This is a genomic window from Streptomyces sp. NPDC050422 (assembly GCF_044458665.1).
In the GTDB taxonomy this organism is placed as follows: domain Bacteria; phylum Actinomycetota; class Actinomycetes; order Streptomycetales; family Streptomycetaceae; genus Streptomyces.
In genome coordinates this window covers 1-21,461 of sequence record NZ_JBITIE010000007.1, presented here as the reverse complement: position 1 = coordinate 21,461, position 21,461 = coordinate 1, and the positions used below count along the sequence as shown (strand labels likewise).

The window sequence follows — 21,461 nt, the reverse complement described above, 5'->3', positions numbered from 1 at the left end:
AGCGGCGGATCGTCAGCGGTGCGTCACTTGAAGGACCGGACGGTGTCGTAGTACTTCGTGGCGGTCTTGTTGCAGGCCGCCTTCAGCTTCTTGCGCATGGCCTTGCCCACCGGGTCGGCCCAGAAGAACCGCGAGCACGCACGGTTCATGTCGTGCAGGAACGCCTTGTCGATGCGCTTCTTGTGTGCGGACCGGAACTTCGTCACACCCACGGTCTTCTTGTAATTGCGATAGCCGAAGTCATGACGCCAGCACGCGTGATGAAAGTCGTACCCTCCCGGGATCTTGTCGGACGCCCAGGAACAGCCGTCGGTGTTCCAGTTGAACTTGTATTTCGTGATGGACGCCTTCTTGCGCGCCCCCAGGGCTGCGAACCAGCGGTCCTGGGAGGCCGCCGAATCCCCGGTGATGGAGGACATCTTCTTGAGCTTCTGCGATGTCGTCACCTTCGCCGTCGCAGTGGCGGCGGCCTGCGGAGACTGGGCGAGCGCGGGGGCGCCCACCCCGAGAACGAGCGTGCCGGTGACGGCTAATGCGGAAATCGACTGACGCAAGGTGGTCAAGGTTGCGTTTCCTTCCCGTTCGTTGGAGGGGAAACCGTGACATGTGAAGTCCTGGTGAGCAACCCTTTTCAGAGGCAGGCGAGAGGTGGTCCGAAACGGAGACTTCAATTCCGGGGCCCTGGCCAGGAGCTTTTCCGAAGGGGCGGAAAATATGCCACTTCTGGTATGCGAGGGGGAGCCGTCGGCGGCAAGCTCATATTTCGCTCAAGCAAAGGATGGGGGCGTGGAGCGCGGATACGCTCGGGCCCGGTCGGACTCGGGGAAGCGGGCGCGGTGCAGCGCACGCGTGGACAGTGGTGGGAGTCGGGGACGGATGGGGACGGTGGGCAGCGGACGGCGCAAGCCGGCGTTGGAGGAGTTCTTCGGCCGTGCGGTGCGCGACCGGCGTCGTGAGGTCGGAATGACCCAGGCCAGGCTGGCCGAACTCGCCGGGATGTCCCAGGCGGCGATCTCCCGGCTGGAGCGGGGAAGGTGTCTGCCGACCCTTCATCTGCTGGAGCGGGTGGCGGATGCGCTGGACTCGGTCCTTCTGGTGGCGATCGAGCCCAGCCGCCGGGTGGTCGTCCGTTTCCGGGCGTGTGTTCCGGGGGCCGTGGAGGCGGTGGGGCGCACCTGGCCGTCACGGGCCGGGGACGCGGTGGCCGTCGTAGACTGACGGCTCCGGCCTCCGGGGCGTTCCTCCAAACGCCCCGGAGGCCGGATTGCCTCCGTACGGTCCGCTGCCGCGTGTGTACGGGCCCGCCCGGTTGCCGCTTTCCGTTTGCCCGCGACGCGTGCGGTTCCGTCCTCCCTCCGCTCTCCCTCGCGCGGCTCAGCCCTGTTGCGGGGGCGACTGTCACCCCGGAGTCGTACGCTGGGGATACCCCCGGCCCGTCTGACGTGTCGGGCCCTTCGCGTTGCCCTTGGGGGCAGCGTCGCCCCCGACAGCAGCCGGCTGTCGGACCCCACCCTCGTTACCCGGACGGAAGCCCTTCATGAGCCTGCACGGTCTGCTGGATGTCGTCGTACGTGATCCGGCGCTCGACGAAGCGGTGAGGGCCGCCGGGGACGGCCACCGGATGCACATCGACCTGGTGGGCCCGCCCGCCGCGCGGCCCTTCTCCGTGGCGGCGCTCGCCCGGGACACCGGGCGGACCGTGCTCGCCGTCACCGCGACCGGGCGCGAGGCCGAGGAGCTGGCGGCCGCGCTGCGCACGTTGCTGCCGCCGGACACGATCGCGGAGTACCCGTCCTGGGAGACCCTGCCGCACGAGCGGCTCTCGCCCCGATCCGACACCGTGGGCCGCCGGCTGGCCGTGCTGCGGCGCCTGGCGCACCCGAGGGAGGACGACCCGGAGACCGGGCCGGTCTCCGTCGTCGTCGCGCCGATCCGGTCCGTGCTCCAGCCGCAGGTCAAGGGGCTGGGAGACCTGGAACCGGTGGCGTTGCGGATCGGGCAGAGCGCGGATCTCGGCAGGACCGTCGAGGCGCTCGCGGCAGCCGCGTACGCCCGGGTCGAACTGGTAGAGAAGCGCGGCGAGTTCGCCGTGCGCGGCGGCATCCTGGACGTCTTCCCGCCGACCGAGGAGCACCCGCTGCGGGTGGAGTTCTGGGGCGACGACGTCGAGGAGATCCGCTACTTCAAGATCGCCGACCAGCGGTCGCTGGAGATCGCCGAGCACGGGCTGTGGGCGCCGCCCTGCCGGGAGCTGCTGCTGACCGACGAGGTCCGCGAGCGGGCCGCCGCGCTCGCCGAGGCCCACCCCGAGCTGGGCGAACTCCTCGACAAGATCGCCGAGGGCATCGCGGTCGAGGGCATGGAGTCCCTCGCCCCGGTCCTCGTCGACGACATGGAACTGCTGATCGACGTACTGCCCAAGGGCTCCATGGCCGTCGTCTGCGACCCCGAGCGGGTCCGTGCCCGGGCCGCGGACCTGGTAGCGACCAGCCAGGAGTTCCTGGAGGCGTCCTGGGCGGCCACGGCGGGCGGCGGCGAGGCCCCGATCGACGTCGGTGCGGCCTCGCTGCGCGGCATCGCGGACGTACGCGACCGGGCCCGCGAGCTGAACATGATGTGGTGGTCCATCTCCCCGTTCGCCGCCGACGACGAGCTGGACGAGGACACCCTCAAGCTCCGCATGCACGCCCCGGAGGCGTACCGCGGCGACACCGCCCGGGCGCTCGCCGACACCAAGGGGTGGCTGGCCGACGGCTGGCGCACGGTGTACGTCACGGAGGGCCAGGGGCTCGCCTCCCGTACCGTCGAGGTGCTCGGCGGCGAAGGCATCGCGGCCCGGCTGGACGCGGACCTCGCCGAGATCACCCCGTCCCTCGTCCACGTCTCCTGCGGAGCGATCGAACACGGCTTCGTGGACCCCGAGCTCAGGCTCGCCGTCCTCACCGAGACGGACCTGACCGGCCAGCGCACCGCCATCAAGGACCTGGGCCGGATGCCGGCCCGCCGCCGCAAGAGCATCGACCCGCTGACGCTGGAGACGGGCGACTACATCGTCCACGAGCAGCACGGTGTGGGCCGCTACATCGAGATGGTGCAGCGCACGGTGCAGGGCGCCACCCGCGAGTACCTCCTCGTCGAGTACGCCCCCGCCAAGCGCGGCCAGCCCGGTGACCGGCTCTACATCCCGACCGACCAGCTGGAGCAGGTCACCAAGTACGTCGGCGGCGAGGCGCCCACCCTGCACCGGCTCGGCGGCGCCGACTGGACCAAGACGAAGGCCCGCGCCAAGAAGGCCGTCAAGGAGATCGCCGGCGACCTGATCAAGCTCTACGCGGCCCGGATGGCGGCCCCCGGCCATGTCTTCGGCCCGGACACCCCCTGGCAGCGCGAACTGGAGGACGCCTTCCCGCACGCGGAGACGCCCGACCAGCTCACCACCATCGCCGAGGTCAAGGAGGACATGGAGAAGTCCGTCCCCATGGACCGGCTGATCTGCGGCGACGTCGGCTACGGCAAGACGGAGATCGCCGTGCGGGCGGCCTTCAAGGCGGTCCAGGACGGCAAGCAGGTCGCCGTCCTCGTCCCGACGACGCTTCTCGTCCAGCAGCACTTCAATACGTTCACCGAGCGCTACGCCCAGTTCCCCGTCAAGGTAAGGGCGCTGAGCCGCTTCCAGTCGGAGTCCGATTCCAAGGCGACGCTCGAAGGGCTCCGCGAGGGCGCCGTCGACCTGGTCATCGGCACCCACCGCCTGTTCTCCTCCGAGACGAAGTTCAAGGACCTGGGTCTGGTCATCGTCGACGAGGAGCAGCGCTTCGGTGTGGAGCACAAGGAGCAGCTGAAGAAGCTCCGCGCCAACGTGGACGTCCTCACCATGTCCGCGACGCCCATTCCCCGTACGCTCGAAATGGCGGTCACCGGCATCCGCGAGATGTCGACGATCACCACCCCGCCCGAGGAGCGCCACCCGGTCCTCACCTTCGTCGGCCCGTACGAGGAGAAGCAGATCGGCGCGGCCATCCGCCGCGAACTGCTCCGCGAGGGTCAGGCGTTCTACATCCACAACCGCGTCGAGTCCATCGACCGCGCCGCCGCCCGGCTGCGCGAGATCGTCCCCGAGGCGAGGATCGCCACCGCCCACGGCCAGATGTCCGAACAGGCCCTGGAACAGGTGGTGGTGGACTTCTGGGAGAAGAAGTTCGACGTCCTGGTCTCCACGACGATCGTCGAGTCCGGCATCGACATCTCCAACGCCAACACCCTCATCGTGGAGCGCGGCGACAACTTCGGTCTCTCCCAGCTCCATCAGCTGCGCGGCCGCGTCGGCCGTGGCCGCGACCGCGGCTACGCCTACTTCCTGTACCCGCCGGAGAAGCCGCTCACCGAGACGGCCCACGAGCGCCTAGCCACGATCGCCCAGCACACGGAGATGGGCGCGGGCATGTACGTGGCGATGAAGGACCTCGAAATCCGCGGCGCCGGAAATCTTCTGGGCGGTGAACAGTCCGGCCACATCGCGGGCGTCGGCTTCGACCTGTACATCCGCATGGTCGGCGAGGCGGTCGCCGGCTACCGGGCCTCCCTCGAAGGGGAAGTGGAGGAGGAGCCGCCGCTGGAGGTCAAGATCGAGCTCCCGGTCGACGCGCACGTCCCGCACGACTACGCCCCCGGCGAGCGGCTGCGCCTCCAGGCGTACCGCTCCATCGCCTCGGCCAACTCGGAGGACGACATCAGGGCGGTGCGCGAGGAGCTCACCGACCGCTACGGCAAGCTCCCGGAGCCGGTCGAGAACCTCCTCCTGGTGGCCGGCCTGCGCATGCTGGCCCGCGCCTGCGGAGTCGGCGACATCGTGCTCCAGGGGTCGAACATCCGCTTCGCGCCGGTGGAGCTGCGCGAGTCGCAGGAGCTGCGCCTGAAGCGTCTGTACCCGAAGACGATCATCAAGCCGGCCCTGCACCAGATCCTGGTGCCGCGCCCCACTGCGGGCAAGATCGGCGGCAAGCCGGTCGTGGGGCGTGAACTGCTGGCGTGGACGGGGGAGTTCCTTACGACGATCCTGGGGTCGTGACGGGGGCCGCGGGTGCGGCGGACGGGCGACGGCCGATATGAGAGTTGACTCTCACGAATTGTGAGAGGATGCTCTCACGTCATGGACTCCAGTAACCGCATGGGCGATGTCGAGGTCACCGATCCGCAGGCGATGCGTGCTCTGGCTCATCCGGTGCGGCTGGCGATCCTCGACCACCTGAACCGGAACGGCCCGGCGACCGCGACCGAGCTCGCGCCGGATGTGGGGGCCACCCCTTCGGTGACGAGCTGGCACCTGCGCCACCTGGCGACCTTCGGACTGGTCCGCGACAGTGAGCCCGGCCCCGACCGTCGCAGCCGGCGGTGGGAGGCGGTGGCGCGCGGCTTCAGGTTCGAGGCGCCACAGGACCCGGCGGACGAGGAAGGCCGGTCGGCCGCGCGCGAGCTCTCGCGGCAGATGTTTCTGCGCTACGCGGACGTCCCCGGCCGCTGGGCCGCCGAGGTGGAGCCCGGACTCGATCCGGCATGGGGCGGCCCGGCCGGGCTGGCGTACACCCGCGTCACGGTCTCCGCCGCCGAACTCGCCGCGATCCAGGACGAGATGGAGCGTGTGCTCGCTCCGTACGTCACCCGGGACGCGGCCGACCGCCCTGCGGGCAGCCGTGGCGTCCGGCTGATGCGGTACGTCCTGCCGGAGGGCGACGGGGAACAGGGTGACGAGCGGGCAGGGCAGCCGTCATGAACGGTGGGCGGGGCCGGCCGCCCGCCATATCGCTGTGGCGGGACCGGCGGTTCGCCCGCTTCTGGGCCGGACAATCGGTGTCCCAGTTCGGCGACCGGATCACCGAACTGGCCCTGCCCCTGATCGCCGTCGGCGCACTGAACGCCTCGGCCAACCAGGTGGCATGGCTGACCGCACTCGTCTGGACCCCCAACCTGCTCGCGATCGTTCTGGGGGCCTGGGTCGATCAACAGGCCGGCAAACGGCGCCTGATGATCCTCGCCGACCTCCTGCGCACCGCGGTCCTGCTGAGCCTGCCGGTGGCGTACGTACTCGGCGCGGTGACGCTGACACATCTGTACGTCGTGGCGATCCTGGCGGGTGCGGCCGGCGTGCTGTTCAACACCGCCTACCCGCCGTTCTTCGTACGCCTTGTTCCGCGTGCTTCCTACATCGACGCGAACAGCAAGCTCAGCGCGAGCCGTTCGGTCTCCCAGGTGGCGGGCCCTGCGATCGGCGGCGCGCTGGTCCAGGCGCTCACCGCACCGGTGGCGATCGTGGTGGACGCCCTGACGTTCCTGGTCTCAGCGGTCCTGATCGGCCGGATCCGGGTCGAGGAACCACCGGCGGCCGCCGTGGCCACCGCACCCTCGCTGCTGCGGCGCGCCAGGGAGGGCCTCGCGTTCGTCGTCCGTCACCCGGTGCTGCGGGCCACGCTCGGCTGCGCGGCCACCGTCAACTTCTTCACCTTCGTCGCGGGCAGCGGCCTGCTCGTGCTCTTCGCGAGCCGGAGCCTCGGCCTGCCCGCAGGGGTGATCGGCGCCGCGCTGGGGGCCGGTGCGACAGGCGCCCTGCTCGGTGCGGTGGCCGCCCCCGCGCTCTCGCGCCGGCACGGGGTGGGCCGCAGCATCGTCGTGGGCGCGGTGCTGTTCCCCGCGCCGATCGCCATCGCTGCCGCGGCGGACGGTCCGCTCTGGCTCCGCGCCGGGGTGCTGGCGGCGTCACAGTTCGCCTCCGGCTTCGGCGTCATGCTGTTCGACGTCAACCTCAACTCGCTCCAGGCGGCAGTGATCCCCGACGGGATGCGCAGTCGCGTCGCGGGTGCGTACAGCACGGTCAACTACGGCGTACGCCCCGTCGGAGCCGTCGTCGGCGGCGTGCTGGCCACGCTCGTCGGCCTGCGGCCGACGCTCCTCGTCGCCGCGGTCGGCGGAGCTCTTTCGGTGCTGTGGCTCCTTCCCTCGCCGGTGCCCCGCACCCGCTCCCTGGACGCGGTCGCGGCGGAGGCCGGGGATACGGATGGCGTCGACCGGCCGGTGGTGCGTTGACGGCGGGGGTGATCCGCCCATATCGCTCTCCACTCAAGCCGACTGGGCGCCTTGTCCCCTTATGGGTGCCGCGGGGGTGGGTAGCTCGGGAAGTCGGGAGTGATGTGGGCGTTTTCCGGAGGCGGTGGAGGTGGTGCGAGAAGGCGCCCCGTTGCCCGATTCGCCTGGGGTTCGTCGTGGCTGCGGGTGCGTTTCCCCGGCGCGGGACCGGGGCGGTGGCCTGCGTCTTCGACGGCCGCGCGCCTCTTCGCTCCGGCGGGTCACTCGCCTGCAGGTCCCTCCGGCGCGAAGACCGGCGTGGCGAGTGCCCGGAACACCTCCTCCGGGTCCCGGTCGCCCAACGCCGCGCTCAGGTTGCCGCTGAGCAGCAGCGTGGCGAAGCCATGGGCCAGGGACCAGGCGGCCACGCCGGTGAGCCGGGCGTCTTCCCCGCCGCCGGAGGGGAGCGCCGTGACGCCCGCGCGCAGCTCCACCGTCGCCCGCTCCTTCGCGGCGATCAGGTCCGGATCGTCGGCGCGGTGAAGGTCGGGCTGGAACATCACCTGGAAGTGGGCCGGGTGTTCGGCGGCGAACCGTACGTACCGTACGCCCCGCTCCCTCAGGTCGGGGGCGTCGGCGAGGGCGTCGGCGAAGAGGGCGTAGCCCTCGGTGGCGATGGCGGTGAGCAGGCCCGTGCGGTCCTTGAAGTGGTGGGCGGGGGCGGCGTGGGAGACGCCGGCCCGCCGGGCAAGATCGCGCAGGCTCAGCGCGGCTGGACCCTCGGTGCGGATCACGTCGAGGGCGGCGGTGAGGACGGCCCGTCGCAGGTCGCCGTGGTGGTAGGTGCGGTCACTGCTCATGGACAGCACAGTACGCAGAATCTAGGCATTGACAAGTTCGCGGGGTGAGGTGCACTCTGGCTGCCATCGGGGATCTAGTCGGTGACTAGATCGAAGCGATCGCGGAAGGCGGAGACATGTCCGACGAGTTGGGTCGCGTACGGCAGATGTGGCACCTGCTGGAGCCCCTGCACGCTGTTCTCTACTACGCGCCGGAGGCCTTCGAGGAGGCCGCCGCGCTCGGATACGCCGTCGACGAGCGGTGGCCGAGCTACTTCGCCTGGCGGGCGGCGCCCCTCGGGGAGGAAGGGGTCGGGGCCGGTGCGGACAGGGTCGCGGAGGCCTTCTACAGCTTCAGCCCGGCGATGGTGGACGCGTACGTTCCCGCCGTCTGGTCCGTCGCCTCGCCCGCCGCCGTGCTCGAAGCCCGCGGCCGCGCCGTCGACCGTGCGTACCGGACGCTGCTGGGGGAGGCGGCCACCACTCCGGAGACGGCCGAGGCCGCCGCGCTCGTACGTCGCGTCGCGGAGGCCGCCGACACGACCGGCCGCCCGCTCGCCGCCGCCAACGCCGCCCTGCCCTGGCCGGACGAGCCGCACCTCGTGCTCTGGCAGGCGGCGACCGTCCTGCGCGAACACCGCGGCGACGGCCACCTCGCGGCGCTCGCCGGCGCGGAGCTCGATCCGGTCGAGGCGCTGGTCTCGTTCGCCGCGATCGGTGCGGCGCGCCGGGAGGTGTTCGCGAGCCGGCGGTGGAGCGACGAGGAGTGGTCGCAGGCCGGCGAACGGCTGGTGAAGCGCGGCCTGTTGGCGGACGACGGTACGGCGACGGAGGCGGGCCGGGCGTTGCGCGCCGAGGTTGAGCGGCGCACGGACGAGGCGGCGGCCGCTCCCTGGCAGGTCCTCACCGATCAGGAACGGGAACGGCTCGTGGAGCTGCTGGGCCCGTTGTGGGTGGCGGCGATCGGCTCAGGGCTGCTGCCGATGGAGACGACGCTGGGTATCGGCAAGGTGTGATTCGGGCCGCATCCGGAGCGAACGGATGCCATGAACACGTCCTCGCGGGGAAGACATCCGTAGGATTCCCGGGTTGGTTCGGCTTTCTCCCCGTCAGGACGGCTACGAGTGATATCTCCCCGCGTTTGTCGAGTGATCGTGCCCGCCCTGGGCGTGGTGGCTGTGCTGGCCCTGGCCGGCTGCGACCCGGAAAAGGTGGCTTCCGGCTCCGACCGGTCGAGCGGCAGCGCGAACGGCGGCGGCCGGTCCGCCACCGGCTTCGGCGCCAGCCCGCTGGACAACCCGGACGGTACGAAGCCGGGTCTCGCCCCCCTCACCTCCGACGCGGACCGCGCGGCGGCCCGCAAGGTCATCGAGAAGGTGGCGACCAAGGGCCGCGGCCCCAAGACCGGCTATGAGCGCGACAAGTTCGGGTACGCCTGGAAGGACTCGGTCGACGGCATCCCGCTCTCGCGGAACGGCTGCGACACACGGAACGATTTGCTGAATCGCGATGGGCAGAAGGTGAAGTTCCGGGACGGTTCGGACTGCGTGGTCGTCGCCATGACGCTCATGGACCCGTACACCGGCTCGGCCATCGATTGGCGCAAGCAGCAGGCCACCAAGGTCCAGATCGACCACGTCATGCCGCTCTCGTACGACTGGCAGATGGGCGCGGCCCGCTGGAACGAGGCCAAGCGTCAGCAGATCGCGAATGATCCGCTGAATCTGCTGCCCGTGGACGGCCCGGCCAACAACGCCAAGCGCGACTCGGGCCCCGCGTCCTGGCTGCCGCCGTACAAGCCGGTGCGCTGCTCGTACGCGCTGCGGTTCGCCCAGGTCTCGCTGAAGTACGAACTTCCGGTCACCACCGCGGACAAGAAGGTCATGCTGGAGCTGTGCGGAGGCTGACGGCCGGCCCCGCCCCCCGGCCGGCCGGCCGGGGCGTTCGGAGGCCCGAGCCCCGGGTCCGGTCCTGGTGGTCGGATGCTCGTCCCCCGGGGCCGGTCCGCGTGGTCAGAGGCCTGAGCCACCGGTCGCGTCGATCACCCTGCCGGTCACCCAGCGGGCGTCGTCCGAGGCGAGGAATGCCACGACGCCCGCGATGTCCTCCGGCTGCCCGACCCGGCCGAGGGCGGCCAGAGAGGCGGCCTGTTCCTCGGCCTCGGCGTTGCCGCGCAGCCAGTCCGCGTTGATGTCGGTGTCGGTGATGCCGGGGGCCACCGAGTTGACCGTGATGCCGCGCGGGCCCAGCTCCTTGGCGAGGGTCAGCGTGAAGGTGTCCAGCGCGCCCTTCGTCGCGCTGTAGGCGATGATCTCCGGCATGGCGACCCGGACCGCGCCGCTGGAGATGTTGATGATCCGGCCGCCGTCGCGCAGCCGTTCGAGACCGTGCCGGACGATGAAGAACGGTGCCCGTACGTTGACGGCGAAGACGTCGTCGAAGGCATCCTCCGTGAGGGAGCTCAGGCCGGAGAAGAGCCCCGAGGCGGCGTTGTTCACGATGATGTCCACCCCGCCGCCCGGTGCGTGTTCCGCGATCTGCGCGTCGAACGCCTCCCACAGGGCGGCCGCGTCGCCATGGGCGCCCAGCTCGGCGCGGACCGCGAACGCCGTGCCGCCGTTCTTGCGGATGACCTCGACGACCTCGTCCGCCGCGTTCGTGTCGCGGGCGTAGGCGACGGCCACGACGGCGCCGTCCCGTCCGAGTCGTTCCGCGATGCCGCGTCCGATGCCCCGGCTTCCGCCGGTGACCAGTGCGACCTTGCCCTCAAGTCCGTTCGTACGCATGGCTGTTGCCCACCCCTGTTTGTTGAGTGATCGTTCAAGAAAGAAGCTAGCACGACTTCTTGAGCGGGCGCTCTAGAATGTGCGCATGGGTGAGACGGGTGCGACGCGCGGTCGACCGCGTTCCTTCGATCGGGACGCGGCGCTCGCGGCCGCCACCCGGCTGTTCTGGGAGCGCGGGTACGGCGCGACCTCGATCGGCGAACTGACGGAGGCGATGGGCATCAGGCCCGCGAGCCTCTACGCCGCGTTCGGCGACAAGCGGTCACTCTTCGAGGAGTCGGTCATTGCGTACGGGAGGACGCCGGCCGGGTCCTTCATGGGCGAGGCACTGGAGGAGCCCACGGCCTACGGCGCGTTCGCGCGGATCCTGCGGGAGGCCGCGCAGATCTACGCGGACCCCTCCCATCCGGCGGGCTGTCTGACGATCAGGGCCGCCACCAACGTCACCCCGCAGGACGCCGAGGTGGGCGTTCGCCTGAGGGGCCTGCGCAACGCCAACCTCGTCGCCTGGGAAGCACGGCTGCGGGCCGCGCAGCGGGAGGGTGAGCTGCCCCCGGAGGCGAACCCGCAGGTTCTGGCCGGGTATTTCGCGGCGGTCATCCAGGGCATGTCGCAGCGGTCCTGCGACGGGGCCGACGCGGCCGAACTGGCGGAGATCGCCGAGCTGGCCCTGGCGGCCTGGCCGGGGGGCCGCTGACGTACGGATCGCCGGTGGCCGCAGCCGCGGGGGTCCGGATCGCCGAGGTGACCGGGGGGCCGCTGACGTACGGATCGCCGGTGGCCGCGGCCGGCGGGGAGACCGTGCGGGAGCTGCGCGACGGTTGATCGTGCGGCGGTCGGATGCGCTCTCCCAGGATGCCCGGGGGATGCCCGGGGGATGCCCGGAGGATGCCCTGTGTCTGACCTGTGAAGGAGCGGTGTACTCTACGGCGTCCGAATCCATCGGGCGTCTGTGCGAACGGTCCGGGCCGCTCCATGCCGGGCCGCCCGCGTCGCTCCCCTAAGGAACAAAGCGTGAAGCCTGCTGTGCCCCACGCCGTCGAGGCAGGTCCGCGTTCACCGCTCGCGATGGTGATGACGGCGACGCCCCGCGTCCTGCTGGCCGCGGTCCCCGTGGTCACGCTGGGCATGCTGTCCTTCGTGCCGTCCCTCGTCATCGCCGCCCGGCGGCGACGGACAGGCGACTGGGCGGCGTTCGCCGGCTTCGCGGCCGCCAACGTGGCCTGGGTGATCTGGGCGGCGCTGACCCCGGAGGAGACGCAGGGGGCGGAGTTCGCGGCGGATCTGCTGCTGGTGCTGGTCACCACGCTGGGGGCCGCGGCGCACGCCCTGTTCGCCGGGGCCCCGTGGCGGATGTCCCGTGCCGGTGCCGAGGGCGCAGCGTGAGGACGCGGCGGACCTGGCGGGGCAGGACGCCCGCGCCGCGGCGCCGAATGCCTCGTGTGCGGCTGCTCCTTGAGCGGACGGCGGCCCTGTTGCGCGGGCGGCGTGGCGCCTGGGCGGCCGGAGGCGTACTGCTGGTGGTCTGCGCTCTCGTCGCCGTGTGGGTGTTCGGCGGCGACGACGAAGCGGCCGGGCCGCCGGATGCCAGGGCGCGCCAGTACCAGGACGTGGATGCGTGCCTGCTCACCGGCGAGGACGGCATCGAGGCGGGCGGCCCCGCCGCCGCTGTCTGGCAGGGCATGGAGGCGGCCTCCGGAGACACGCGGGCCCGGGTCACTCATGTCCCGGTCATGGGCGAGCAGTCGGCGGCGAACGCGTTGCCGCACCTGAACGGTCTGATCCAGCGGGACTGCGAGGTCGTGCTGGCCACCGGCCGGGCCCAGACGGAGACCGTGCGCAAGGCGGCGGGCGGTCATCCGCAGGTGCGGTTCGTGGTGGTCGGATCCGAGGCGGGGGACCGGACCGCGGACACCGGCAACCTCACGGTGGTCGCGCCGGGCGACCGGGTGGCCGACGAGGTCGCGGAGGCGGTCCGACGGGCAGTCAAGGCCGTTCAGCAGTAGGCGAGGTGGCGGCACACGAGCGGTGAGATAAACATCGCATAAGATCACCCAGGAATAAGTAGATCCTGTGTCCGTGTATGGGGCAATCTCGCGAGGCCATATGTAGGCCTTGTGAAGAGAAAGCAGCCCCGATGCGTGCTCGATGGCGAAGACCATCATCGTTGTTCCCCCCAGGCCCCGTCGGACGACGCAGGGCGCGAGGCACGGCCATCGCCGTACTCGTCTCGCTCTCCTGCATGCTCACGACCGAGACGGCGTCCGCCACGGGCCAGACCCTTCCGGCGCTCTCGATGCCGAAGATGTCCCTGTCCGGGCTGTGGAAGTGGCTCGACGAGTCGCCCCTGCACACCCCCGACCAGGAGAGCGGCACCGCGCGCGGCAAGAGCCACACCGCCACCGCGGACCAGACCAGCAGCGATCTCGCGGTCGGTCACAAGGCAGGCAAGGGCAAGGGCGAACTCGACGCCTACACCCGGGCCGACGACCGCCCCGGCACGTCGGTCACCGACTCCGTCGCGGGCAACGCCAAGAGCTTCGACGCGAAGACCAGCAAGCGGAACGCGAAGAAGTCCACGGCGACCTCCGACTACTTCGTCAACACCGACGGATCGACCACCGTCCGGCACTACGCCGGCCGGTCCAACTTCAAGGGCGCCGACGGCACCTGGAAGCCGATCGACACCGACCTGACGCAGGACAAGGACGGCAGGCTCCAGCAGGCCGCCAACTCCCTCGACGTCGAGTTCGCCCCGGACGGAGCCGACCAGCAGCTCGCCTCGGTCGACTTCGGTGCGGGCCGCAGCCTCGCCTACTCGCTCCGCGGCGCGAAGAAGGCCGCCGTCACCGTCGACGCCGACAACACGGCCACGTACGCCGACGTCCTGCCGGACACCGACCTGCTGCTGTCCCCGCTCGCCGAGGGATTCAAGGAGCGGCTGGTCCTGCGGTCGGCCGACGCCCCCAACTCCTGGCTGTTCCCCCTCGATGTCCAGGGGCTCACCCCGCGCATCGCGGACAACGGCGACGTGGAGTTCACCGACGGGGACGGGGAGGTGACCGCCACCATTCCCCACGCCTTCATGGAGGACTCCAGGATCGACCCGCACTCCGGTGACGCGGCGATGTCCCGCGCGGTGACGTACGAACTGACCACCGCCGACGGCAAGCCCGCCCTGCGGCTGACCGCCGACCGCGACTGGCTGGACGATCCCGCCCGGGCCTATCCCGTCACCGTGGACCCGACGGTCACCGCCGGCAACACGACGTACGCGCAGAACACCATCGGCGGTGACCACTCCACCGAGAACCAGATCAAGGTCGGCAGTTACGACTCCGGCACCAACAAGGCGAACTCGTTCCTCCAGTTCTCCTCGCTGGGCACCACGCTCAAGGGCCAGCGGGTCACCGCCGCCACCCTGAACGTGTACGCGATCTGGTCCGCGACCTGCACCGCCGAGCCGTTCTCGGTGCACCCGGTCACCAAGTCCTGGACCCCGGCCGGAGTCACCTCCTACCCCGGCCCGGCGTACGGCGCCGCGATCGGCACCGCGACCGTCGCCCCCGGAGCCTCCTGCAGCAACAGCGCCAACTCCCTGAGCGTCGGCACGAAGATGCCGGTCAAGCTGTCCACCGGATGGTTCGACGGCATCGCCACCGGCAGCGCCAACTACGGCCTGGCCCTGACCGCGCCGACCGCCGACGGGCTGCACTGGAAGAAGTTCCACTCCGACAACAGCACCACGGCGGCCTTCCGGCCCGCACTGGACCTGACGTACACGGCCAACAAGGCGCCGCAGATCAACGCCCAGTACCCGCCGGAGAACCACCAGTCGAACACCCTCCAGCCGGAGCTGCTCGTCTACGCGAGCGACGCCGACAAGTGGCCGATGGCCGCTCTGACGTACGCCTTCGAGGTGTACGACGCGGACAGCGACAGCACCACGCCCGTCGCCACCTCCGGGATCATCACCAAGAGCAGCTGGAAGATACCCGCCGGCAAGCTCAAGTGGAGCAAGAACTACGCCTGGTACGTCAGCGTCACCGACGGATACGACTCGGTGATGTACTCGGCGAGCCGGTTCGCCACCGCGGTGCCACAGCCGCCGGTCACCTCGGGCCTCGCCCAGAACACCGACGGCCACGAGTTCGACCCGAGCGACGCCAACTACACCACCGAGGAAACCGACGCCGAGATCGAGGTCGTCGGCCCGTCCCTGTCCGTGGAGCGCTCGTACAACAGCCGTGACCCGCGCACCGACGGAGCCTTCGGCGCCGGCTGGGCGACGGTCACCGACATGACGGCCGTGGAGGTGAAGGACGGCGCCGGCACGCTCACCAGCGTCGTGATCACCTACCCGGGCGGCGAGCAGGTCGCCTTCGGCCGCAACGGCGACGGCACCTTCGTGCCGCCGATGGGACGGTATGCGCGACTGGCAGCGGCCACGTCGGGCGGCGGTTACACGCTGACCGACAAGGACTTCACCGCCTATGCCTTCCAGCAGGCGGTGACCGGCCGGACCGGCACGTTCGCGATCTCCTCCATCAAGGACTACGCGAACCGGGCGGAGACCTTCACCTACACGAGCGGCAAGCTCAGCAAGGTCACCAACACCACGTCCAACAGGTCGCTGACCTTCGCCTGGCAGACGCCCACCGGGGCCACCGCCCCGCACGTGTCGACCGTGACCACGGACCCCGCCAAGGCCGGGGACGCGAGCACCGCCCAGGTCTGGAACTACGGCTACACCGGCGACCAGCTCACCAAGGTCTGCCCGCCCGCCGACCCCACCAAGTGCACGGTCTACGGCTACGCCACGGGCAACCACTACCGCACGACCGTCATGGACGCGGACCCGTTCGCGTACTGGCGGCTCGGGGAGACCGGCGGCACGGTCGCGAGCGACACGGTCGACCTCAACCAGGGCAAGTTCAACGGCCTCTACCGCAACGTGACCCTCGGCGGGACCGGCCCGCTGGCCGGCTCCACGCAGAAGGCCGCCACGTTCAACGGCACCACGTCGTACGTCGAGATGCCGAGCGCCCCCGGCGCCACGCCCTCGTACACGACGGTGTCGCTGTGGTTCAAGACCACGCAGGCGGGCGGTGTCCTCTTCTACTACGGGGACAAGCCGCTCAGTGACGCCGACCCGGTCGCGAACACGAAGAAGAACACCCCGGCGGTGTACGTCGGCACGGACGGCAAGCTCCGAGGCTGTCTGGCCATGGCGTCATGCGCGACGACCATCGTCTCCACGCCCACCGTCACGGACGGCCAGTGGCACAACGCCGCACTGACCGGTGCGGGCAACAGCCAGACGCTCTACCTGGACGGCGCGAAGCAGGGCACCCTTTCCGGCGCCATCAACGACTGGGAGCAGCCCTACCTCTCTCTGGGCGCCGGGAAGAACACCGCGGGCTGGCCCGCCATGAACCCCAACGACACACTGGGGCACTACACGGGTCAGATCGCCGAGGTGGCGATCTACACCGAGGCGCTCGATCCGTCCGCCATCGCCGCGCAGTACCAGGCCGCCAAGAGGTCCGCGGGACTGCTCAACAAGATCACCACGCCGAATGGCAAGGTCCAGTCGGCCGTCACCTATGGCACCACGGACGACCTGGTGCTCCAGGCCACCGACGGCGACGGCGGTACCTGGAAGCTGAACCCCGCCACGGTCACCGGCTCGTCCCAGGTCTACCGCTCCTCGGTGATGGGTTCGGCTCCGGCCGGCTACTGGCGCCTGGACGACACCCAGGGAGCCGCGCAGGCCGCCAACGAGCTGCATACGGGCTTCGGTACGTACAACAGCGTCACCCAGGGCGTGGCCGGGCCGTTCGGTGCCGGTGATGTCACGGCGGCGCAGTTCAACGGCACCAGCTCGTACGCGGAGGTGCCCTACGGGTCTTGGCACGCCAAGGGCGACCGGTCCGTCGAGCTGTGGTTCAAGACGGCGAAGCCCGGCGTACTGATCACCGAGCAGGACCAGGCGATCGATGATCCGGCAGGGCTCGGCGGCTCACGGTCCCCGGTGCTGTACGTCGGTGCCGACGGCAAGCTGCGTGGCCACTGGTGGAGCGCGAGCGCCGGTGCGGCGACGGACTTCGGCTCCAAGTCGACGGTCACGGACAACGGCTGGCACCACGCCGTTCTCTCCGCCGCCGGCAGCACACAGACCATGTACCTGGACGGCGTCAAGCAGGGCGTCTTCAAGGGGGCGGCCGGAGACGAGAACAACAAGCACACCTACATCGGCGCGGGTTACGCCAAGGGCTGGTTCAGCGCGCCGGCCGACATCAGCTACTTCACCGGCTCCATAGCCGAGGTCGCCGTCCACGCGGCCGGCCTCACCGAGGAGCAGGTCGAGCAGCACTGGTCGGCGTACAAGGCATCCTCGGGCGTCGCCCCGGTGCGGACGGTGAAGCTCACCGACCCCACCGAGAAGACACTCACCTACGTGTACGACGCGGAGATGGGCAACCGTCTGCTGACCGCGATCGACACCAACGGCAAGCGGACCACCTACGGATACGACACGGCGGGCTTCCTGCGCACCGTGACCGACGCCAACGGCAACCGCTCGATCACCGGCCACGACATCCGCGGCAACACGGTCTCCCAGACCATGTGCCAGGACACGGCGGCGGACAAGTGCGCCACCGACTACTACACGTACTACCCGGACTCGACCACGGCGTTCCCGCCGATGGACCCGCGCAACGACCTGGTGCTCACCGAGCGCGACGGCCGTTCCTCGGGGCCGACGGACAACACCTACCTGACCAGCTACGCGTACGACACGGCGGGCAACCTCACCTCGGTGACGACGCCACCGGTGCCGGGCCACCCCGACGGGCGGACCGCCACCACCGCGTACACGACCGCCACCACCGCGGCGGCCGAGGGCGGCACCGCGAAGGCGCCGGCCGGACTGGTCGCCGAAGTGGTCACTCCGGGCGGCAGGAGGACCGCGTACTCCTACTTCGCCAACGGTGACGTCGCCGAGGTGACCGACGCCAACGGCGCCAAGGAGAAGAGCACCTACGACAGCCTCGGCCGTCAGCTGACCAGGACCGAGGTGACCGACGCCCAGCCGGCCGGCCTCACCACGACGCTGACGTACGACAAGGACGACCAGGTCCTCACCGAGACCGACCCGCCGGTCACCAACCGGGTCACCGGCGCCGTCCACACCGGGCGGACCAGCACGGTGTACGACGCCGACGGCAACGTCTCCTCGCAGACGATCGCCGACCTGACCGGCGGTGACGCCTCCCGCGCCACCTCGATCACGTACGACGCGTACAACCGCATGGCGTCGAGGACCGACCCGGGCGGCGACACCACGTCGTTCGAGTACGACGTGTACGGCAACAAGGTCAAGGAGACCGACCCGGCAGGCAACGTCAACACCTACACCTTCGACGGAGAGGGCAGGCCCCTCACCACCAACCTGCTGAACTACACGGGCGACCCGGCGAACCCCTCGTCGCCCACGACCCTCGTGCAGGAGTCCCGCGCCTACGACCCGGCGGGCCGCCTCGCGTCGATCACCGACGCGATGGGCCACGTCACGGCGTACACGTACACCGACGACGGTCTCGCCGCCTCGGTGGTGCGCAAGGACCCTGCCAACGGGCTCTCCTTCACCGAGGAGGCCAACACCTACGACGCGGCCGGCAACCTGGTCAAGCAGGTCACCAACGACGGCCAGACCGTCTCCACGTTCACGGTGGACGCGTCCGACCGCACCACGTCGTCGGTCCTGGACCCGGGCGGTCTCGCCCGGACCACGAAGGTGAGCTACGACCCGGACGACAACGTCGTATCCGAGACCGACCTCGACCCGGCCAACGGCCGTACGAGCACCGAGGACACGCTCTACGACAACCTCGGCAACGTCACCGGATCCACCCTGCACGACGGCACCACCGCACCGGTGGCCCGATGGAAGATGGCCGAGACCAGCGGTACGTCGGCCGCGGACTCCTCCGGCGGTAACAACACCGCCACCTTCGGCAGCGGGGTCACCCGTTCCACCGAACGCGGCGGCTCGGCCGTCTTCGACGGTACGGCGAACGCCTACGGCCGGACGAAGGGCGCGGCGGTCAACACCGGCGGCTCCTTCACCGTCTCCACGTGGGTCAAGCTGAACTCCACTGCGGCCAACAGCACGTTCCTCGCGCAGGACGGTGAGACCGCGAGCGGCTTCCAGCTGTACTACTCGACAGGCCTCGGGTGGACCTTCAACCGGCACAGTACGGACGCATTGAAGCCCACCATTGTGCGGACCAGCTCCGGTACCGCGGCCGCGACCGCCGGTACGTGGACCCACCTGGCGGGTGTGTACGACAAGGAGGCCGCCCAGATCCGGCTGTACGTCAACGGCGTACTGTCCGGGACCCCCGCAGCCTTCACCACTCCCTGGGACGCCACCGGCCCCCTACAGATCGGGCGGAGGCTGTATGACGGCAGCTACGGCGAAGAGACCAACGGCTCGCTCAACGACATCCAGGTCTACGGCGAGGCACTGACCGCGGCCCAGGTGACCGCACTCAAGGGCGGCACCCTGCCGGCCGCGGGCAGTTCCGTCCGCACCAACAGCTGGAAGCTGGACCAGCGCGGACTGCCGCTGTCCATGACCGACGACAACGGAGTCACCACCGACTACGGCTACGACGAGGCCGGTCAGCAGACCAGCGTCACCGAGCCCGCAGTCAACAGCGAGACCGGAGGCGGCACGGCGGTGTCGGTCCGGCCGGTGTCGATGATCGGCTACAACACGTTCGGCGAGGACACCGAGTCCTCCGACGCGCTGGGCAACGTGGTGACGACGGCGTACGACGCCGAGGGCCAGGAGTCCTCGACGACGATGCCGGACTACACCCCGCCGGGGGCCTCGGCCCCGATCACGGCCGCGACCTGGAACGAGTACAACAAGCTCGGCCAGGTCACCGCCGAGGTCGACCCGCTGGGCAAGCGCACCGAGTACGCCTACACCCAGCTCGGCGACCTGGCCTCGGTCAAGGAGCCCGGCGGCGCCACGACGCGGTACACGTACACCGCCAACGGTGACCAGCTGTCGGCCACCCGGCCCGGCGGCGCCCGCCAGGAGACGACCTGGGACTACCTCGGCCGCCCGGTCACGGACACGGACATCGTGCGCCAGCCGACCGAGCGGGCGTACACGTCCATCAACGAGTACAAGGCACCGGGAGGTGAACTCTCCCGGACGGTCAGCCCGACCGGGGTGAGCGAGTCCTACAAGTACAACGTCCTCGGCGAGACGACGGAGGTGACCGACGCCGCGGGCGCCACCAGCCGCTTCACGTACGACATGGACGGCCGGCCGCTCACGTCGGTGGACGCCGACGGCACCAGCACCGCCAATACCTACGACGGCTACGGCCAGCTGACCGCCACGAAGGACCTGGACGCGACGGGCAAGGTGCTGCGTACCAGCAGCTCCACCTACGACCGTGCGGGCAACCCGACGTCGGTGACGGACTACCGGGGCCACACGGTCACGCTCACGAGCGACGCGACGGGCCTGATCACCAAGGCCGTCCAGCCGGTCTCGGAGACCGAGTCGATCACCACGACCTTCGGCTACGACGCGGCGGGCAACCGCACGCGCTTTACCGACGGCCGCGGCAACGCCTTCCTCACCACGTACAACACGTGGGGCATGGCGGAGAAGGAGATCGAGCCGTCCACCCCGGCGCATCCGGACCTCGTGGACCGTACGTTCACGATGGTCTACGACGCGGCGGGCCGCCCCCAGGAGCAGCGCTCCCCGGGCGGGGTGGTCGTCAGCAACGAGTACGACGACCGGAGCCGGCTGGTCCGCCAGCACGGCACGGGCGCGGAAGCGGCGACCACCGACCACACGTACACCTACGACGAGGACGACCAGGTCACCTCGGTGGCCGGCACGGACGAGGAGAAGAACACCTTCTCCTACGACGACCGCGGCCTGCTCCTGAGCGCCAACGGCCCTTCCGGCAGCTCCTCCTTCGCCTACGACGGCAACGGGGCGATGACCTCGCGCAAGGACGCGTCGGGCACGTCGACCTTCGGGTACGACACGGCGGGCCGCCTGAAGTCGGCGGTGGACGGTGCGAGCGGTACGTCGATGACGTACGGCTACGACACCGAGTCGAATGTGACGTCGATCGAGTACGGGCAGGGCAAGGGGAGGCGTGACTTCTCGTACGACTCTCTGGGCCAGCTCACGACGGACAGGCTGACGTCGCCGACGGGCAAGTCCCTGGCGTCGTTCACGTACGGCTACGACCTGAACGGCAACGAGACGTCGAAGACGACGACGGGTGTCGCCGGGGCGGCCACGAACACGTACACGTACGACTGGGCGAACCGCCTGTCGTCCTGGAACAACGGGAGTGCGACCGAGCAGTACGGCTACGACGCGTCCGGCAACCGGACCCGCGTGGGCGGTGACACGTACACGTACGACGCCCGCAACCGACTCAGCTCGGACGGGCAGAGCACGTACACGTACACCGCGCGCGGCACGATGAGTTCGGTTACGGACGAGGGTGGTGTGCAGACCTCGGTGAAGGCGGACGCCTTCAACCGGGTGATCAGCGAGGGCCAGCGGACGTACACGTACGACGGTCTGGACCGGACGCTGACCGCCACGGACGGCCAGGGCGGCACGCTGTACGACTTCGCGTACAGCGGGGCCGGCAACGACGTGGCGTCCGACGGCGGCACGTCGTACAGCCGCAACGTCGACGGTTCGCTGATGGGCATC

13 protein-coding genes are annotated in these 21,461 nt (G+C 70.2%); 10 read left to right on the top strand and 3 right to left on the bottom strand.

All coding sequences use genetic code 11. From position 1 onward, the window contains the following. Nucleotides 1-23 precede the first annotated feature (23 nt). A complete protein-coding gene (locus ACIBJG_RS11805) occupies nt 24-563 on the bottom strand; it encodes a phospholipase (protein ID WP_399307254.1) in 540 nt (179 codons plus the stop codon). A gap of 322 nt (nt 564-885) precedes the next feature. Here ACIBJG_RS11805 and ACIBJG_RS11800 point away from each other — a divergent pair, with 322 nt between their 5' ends. The 4 genes from ACIBJG_RS11800 (at nt 886) to ACIBJG_RS11785 (ending at nt 7,077) form a co-directional block, all read left to right on the top strand. After that, on the top strand, nt 886-1,218 hold the full coding sequence (locus ACIBJG_RS11800) for a helix-turn-helix domain-containing protein (RefSeq protein WP_399307252.1): 333 nt from the start codon (nt 886-888) through the stop codon (nt 1,216-1,218). A 319-nt stretch (nt 1,219-1,537) separates the two neighbouring features. Beyond that, the gene (gene mfd, locus ACIBJG_RS11795) at nt 1,538-5,068 is read left to right on the top strand and encodes a transcription-repair coupling factor (protein WP_399307250.1); all 3,531 of its coding nucleotides are present in this window, start codon (nt 1,538-1,540) and stop codon (nt 5,066-5,068) included. 81 nt (nt 5,069-5,149) lie between these two features. Beyond that, the gene (locus tag ACIBJG_RS11790) at nt 5,150-5,770 is read left to right on the top strand and encodes an ArsR/SmtB family transcription factor (protein WP_399307248.1); all 621 of its coding nucleotides are present in this window, start codon (nt 5,150-5,152) and stop codon (nt 5,768-5,770) included. After that, nucleotides 5,767-7,077: an MFS transporter gene (locus ACIBJG_RS11785; RefSeq protein ID WP_399307246.1), complete on the top strand. Its 1,311-nt coding sequence runs from the start codon at nt 5,767-5,769 to the stop codon at nt 7,075-7,077. The genes ACIBJG_RS11790 and ACIBJG_RS11785 overlap by 4 nt, the downstream gene beginning before the upstream one ends. A gap of 260 nt (nt 7,078-7,337) precedes the next feature. Here the strand turns inward: ACIBJG_RS11785 and ACIBJG_RS11780 are convergent, their stop codons facing one another. After that, entirely contained in the window at nt 7,338-7,916 is a 579-nt protein-coding gene (locus ACIBJG_RS11780; protein WP_399307244.1) for a TetR/AcrR family transcriptional regulator, read from the bottom strand. 116 nt (nt 7,917-8,032) lie between these two features. Between ACIBJG_RS11780 and ACIBJG_RS11775 the strand changes: the two genes are divergently transcribed. Both ACIBJG_RS11775 and ACIBJG_RS11770 read left to right on the top strand, forming a co-directional pair. Then, complete coding sequence (locus ACIBJG_RS11775) at nt 8,033-8,911, top strand: hypothetical protein (RefSeq protein ID WP_399307242.1); 879 nt, start codon at nt 8,033-8,035, stop codon at nt 8,909-8,911. 132 nt (nt 8,912-9,043) lie between these two features. After that, nucleotides 9,044-9,802, top strand: coding sequence for an HNH endonuclease family protein (locus ACIBJG_RS11770; RefSeq protein WP_399307240.1), 759 nt, complete (start codon nt 9,044-9,046; stop codon nt 9,800-9,802). A 105-nt stretch (nt 9,803-9,907) separates the two neighbouring features. Here the strand turns inward: ACIBJG_RS11770 and ACIBJG_RS11765 are convergent, their stop codons facing one another. Then, nucleotides 9,908-10,681, bottom strand: coding sequence for an SDR family oxidoreductase (locus ACIBJG_RS11765; RefSeq protein WP_399307238.1), 774 nt, complete (start codon nt 10,679-10,681; stop codon nt 9,908-9,910). A gap of 85 nt (nt 10,682-10,766) precedes the next feature. Between ACIBJG_RS11765 and ACIBJG_RS11760 the strand changes: the two genes are divergently transcribed. The 4 genes from ACIBJG_RS11760 to ACIBJG_RS11745 form a co-directional block, all read left to right on the top strand. After that, nucleotides 10,767-11,378: a TetR/AcrR family transcriptional regulator gene (locus ACIBJG_RS11760; RefSeq protein WP_399307236.1), complete on the top strand. Its 612-nt coding sequence runs from the start codon at nt 10,767-10,769 to the stop codon at nt 11,376-11,378. Nucleotides 11,379-11,695: 317 nt separating this feature from the next. Beyond that, entirely contained in the window at nt 11,696-12,067 is a 372-nt protein-coding gene (locus ACIBJG_RS11755; protein WP_399307234.1) for a hypothetical protein, read from the top strand. Between the two features lie 47 nt (nt 12,068-12,114). After that, nucleotides 12,115-12,687: a BMP family ABC transporter substrate-binding protein gene (locus ACIBJG_RS11750; protein ID WP_399307232.1), complete on the top strand. Its 573-nt coding sequence runs from the start codon at nt 12,115-12,117 to the stop codon at nt 12,685-12,687. 236 nt (nt 12,688-12,923) lie between these two features. Beyond that, the coding region (locus tag ACIBJG_RS11745) for a LamG-like jellyroll fold domain-containing protein (protein ID WP_399307230.1) at nt 12,924-21,461 on the top strand (8,538 nt) is incomplete at its 3' end.

Coding starts and splice junctions, on each gene's coding strand:
- mfd (WP_399307250.1), top strand. CDS start 1,538: ATGAGCCTGCACGGTCTGCTGGATGTCGTCGTACGTGATCCGGCGCTC.
- ACIBJG_RS11760 (WP_399307236.1), top strand. CDS start 10,767: ATGGGTGAGACGGGTGCGACGCGCGGTCGACCGCGTTCCTTCGATCGG.
- ACIBJG_RS11790 (WP_399307248.1), top strand. CDS start 5,150: ATGGACTCCAGTAACCGCATGGGCGATGTCGAGGTCACCGATCCGCAG.
- ACIBJG_RS11785 (WP_399307246.1), top strand. CDS start 5,767: ATGAACGGTGGGCGGGGCCGGCCGCCCGCCATATCGCTGTGGCGGGAC.
- ACIBJG_RS11775 (WP_399307242.1), top strand. CDS start 8,033: ATGTCCGACGAGTTGGGTCGCGTACGGCAGATGTGGCACCTGCTGGAG.
- ACIBJG_RS11750 (WP_399307232.1), top strand. CDS start 12,115: ATGCCTCGTGTGCGGCTGCTCCTTGAGCGGACGGCGGCCCTGTTGCGC.
- ACIBJG_RS11765 (WP_399307238.1), bottom strand. CDS start 10,681: ATGCGTACGAACGGACTTGAGGGCAAGGTCGCACTGGTCACCGGCGGA.
- ACIBJG_RS11780 (WP_399307244.1), bottom strand. CDS start 7,916: ATGAGCAGTGACCGCACCTACCACCACGGCGACCTGCGACGGGCCGTC.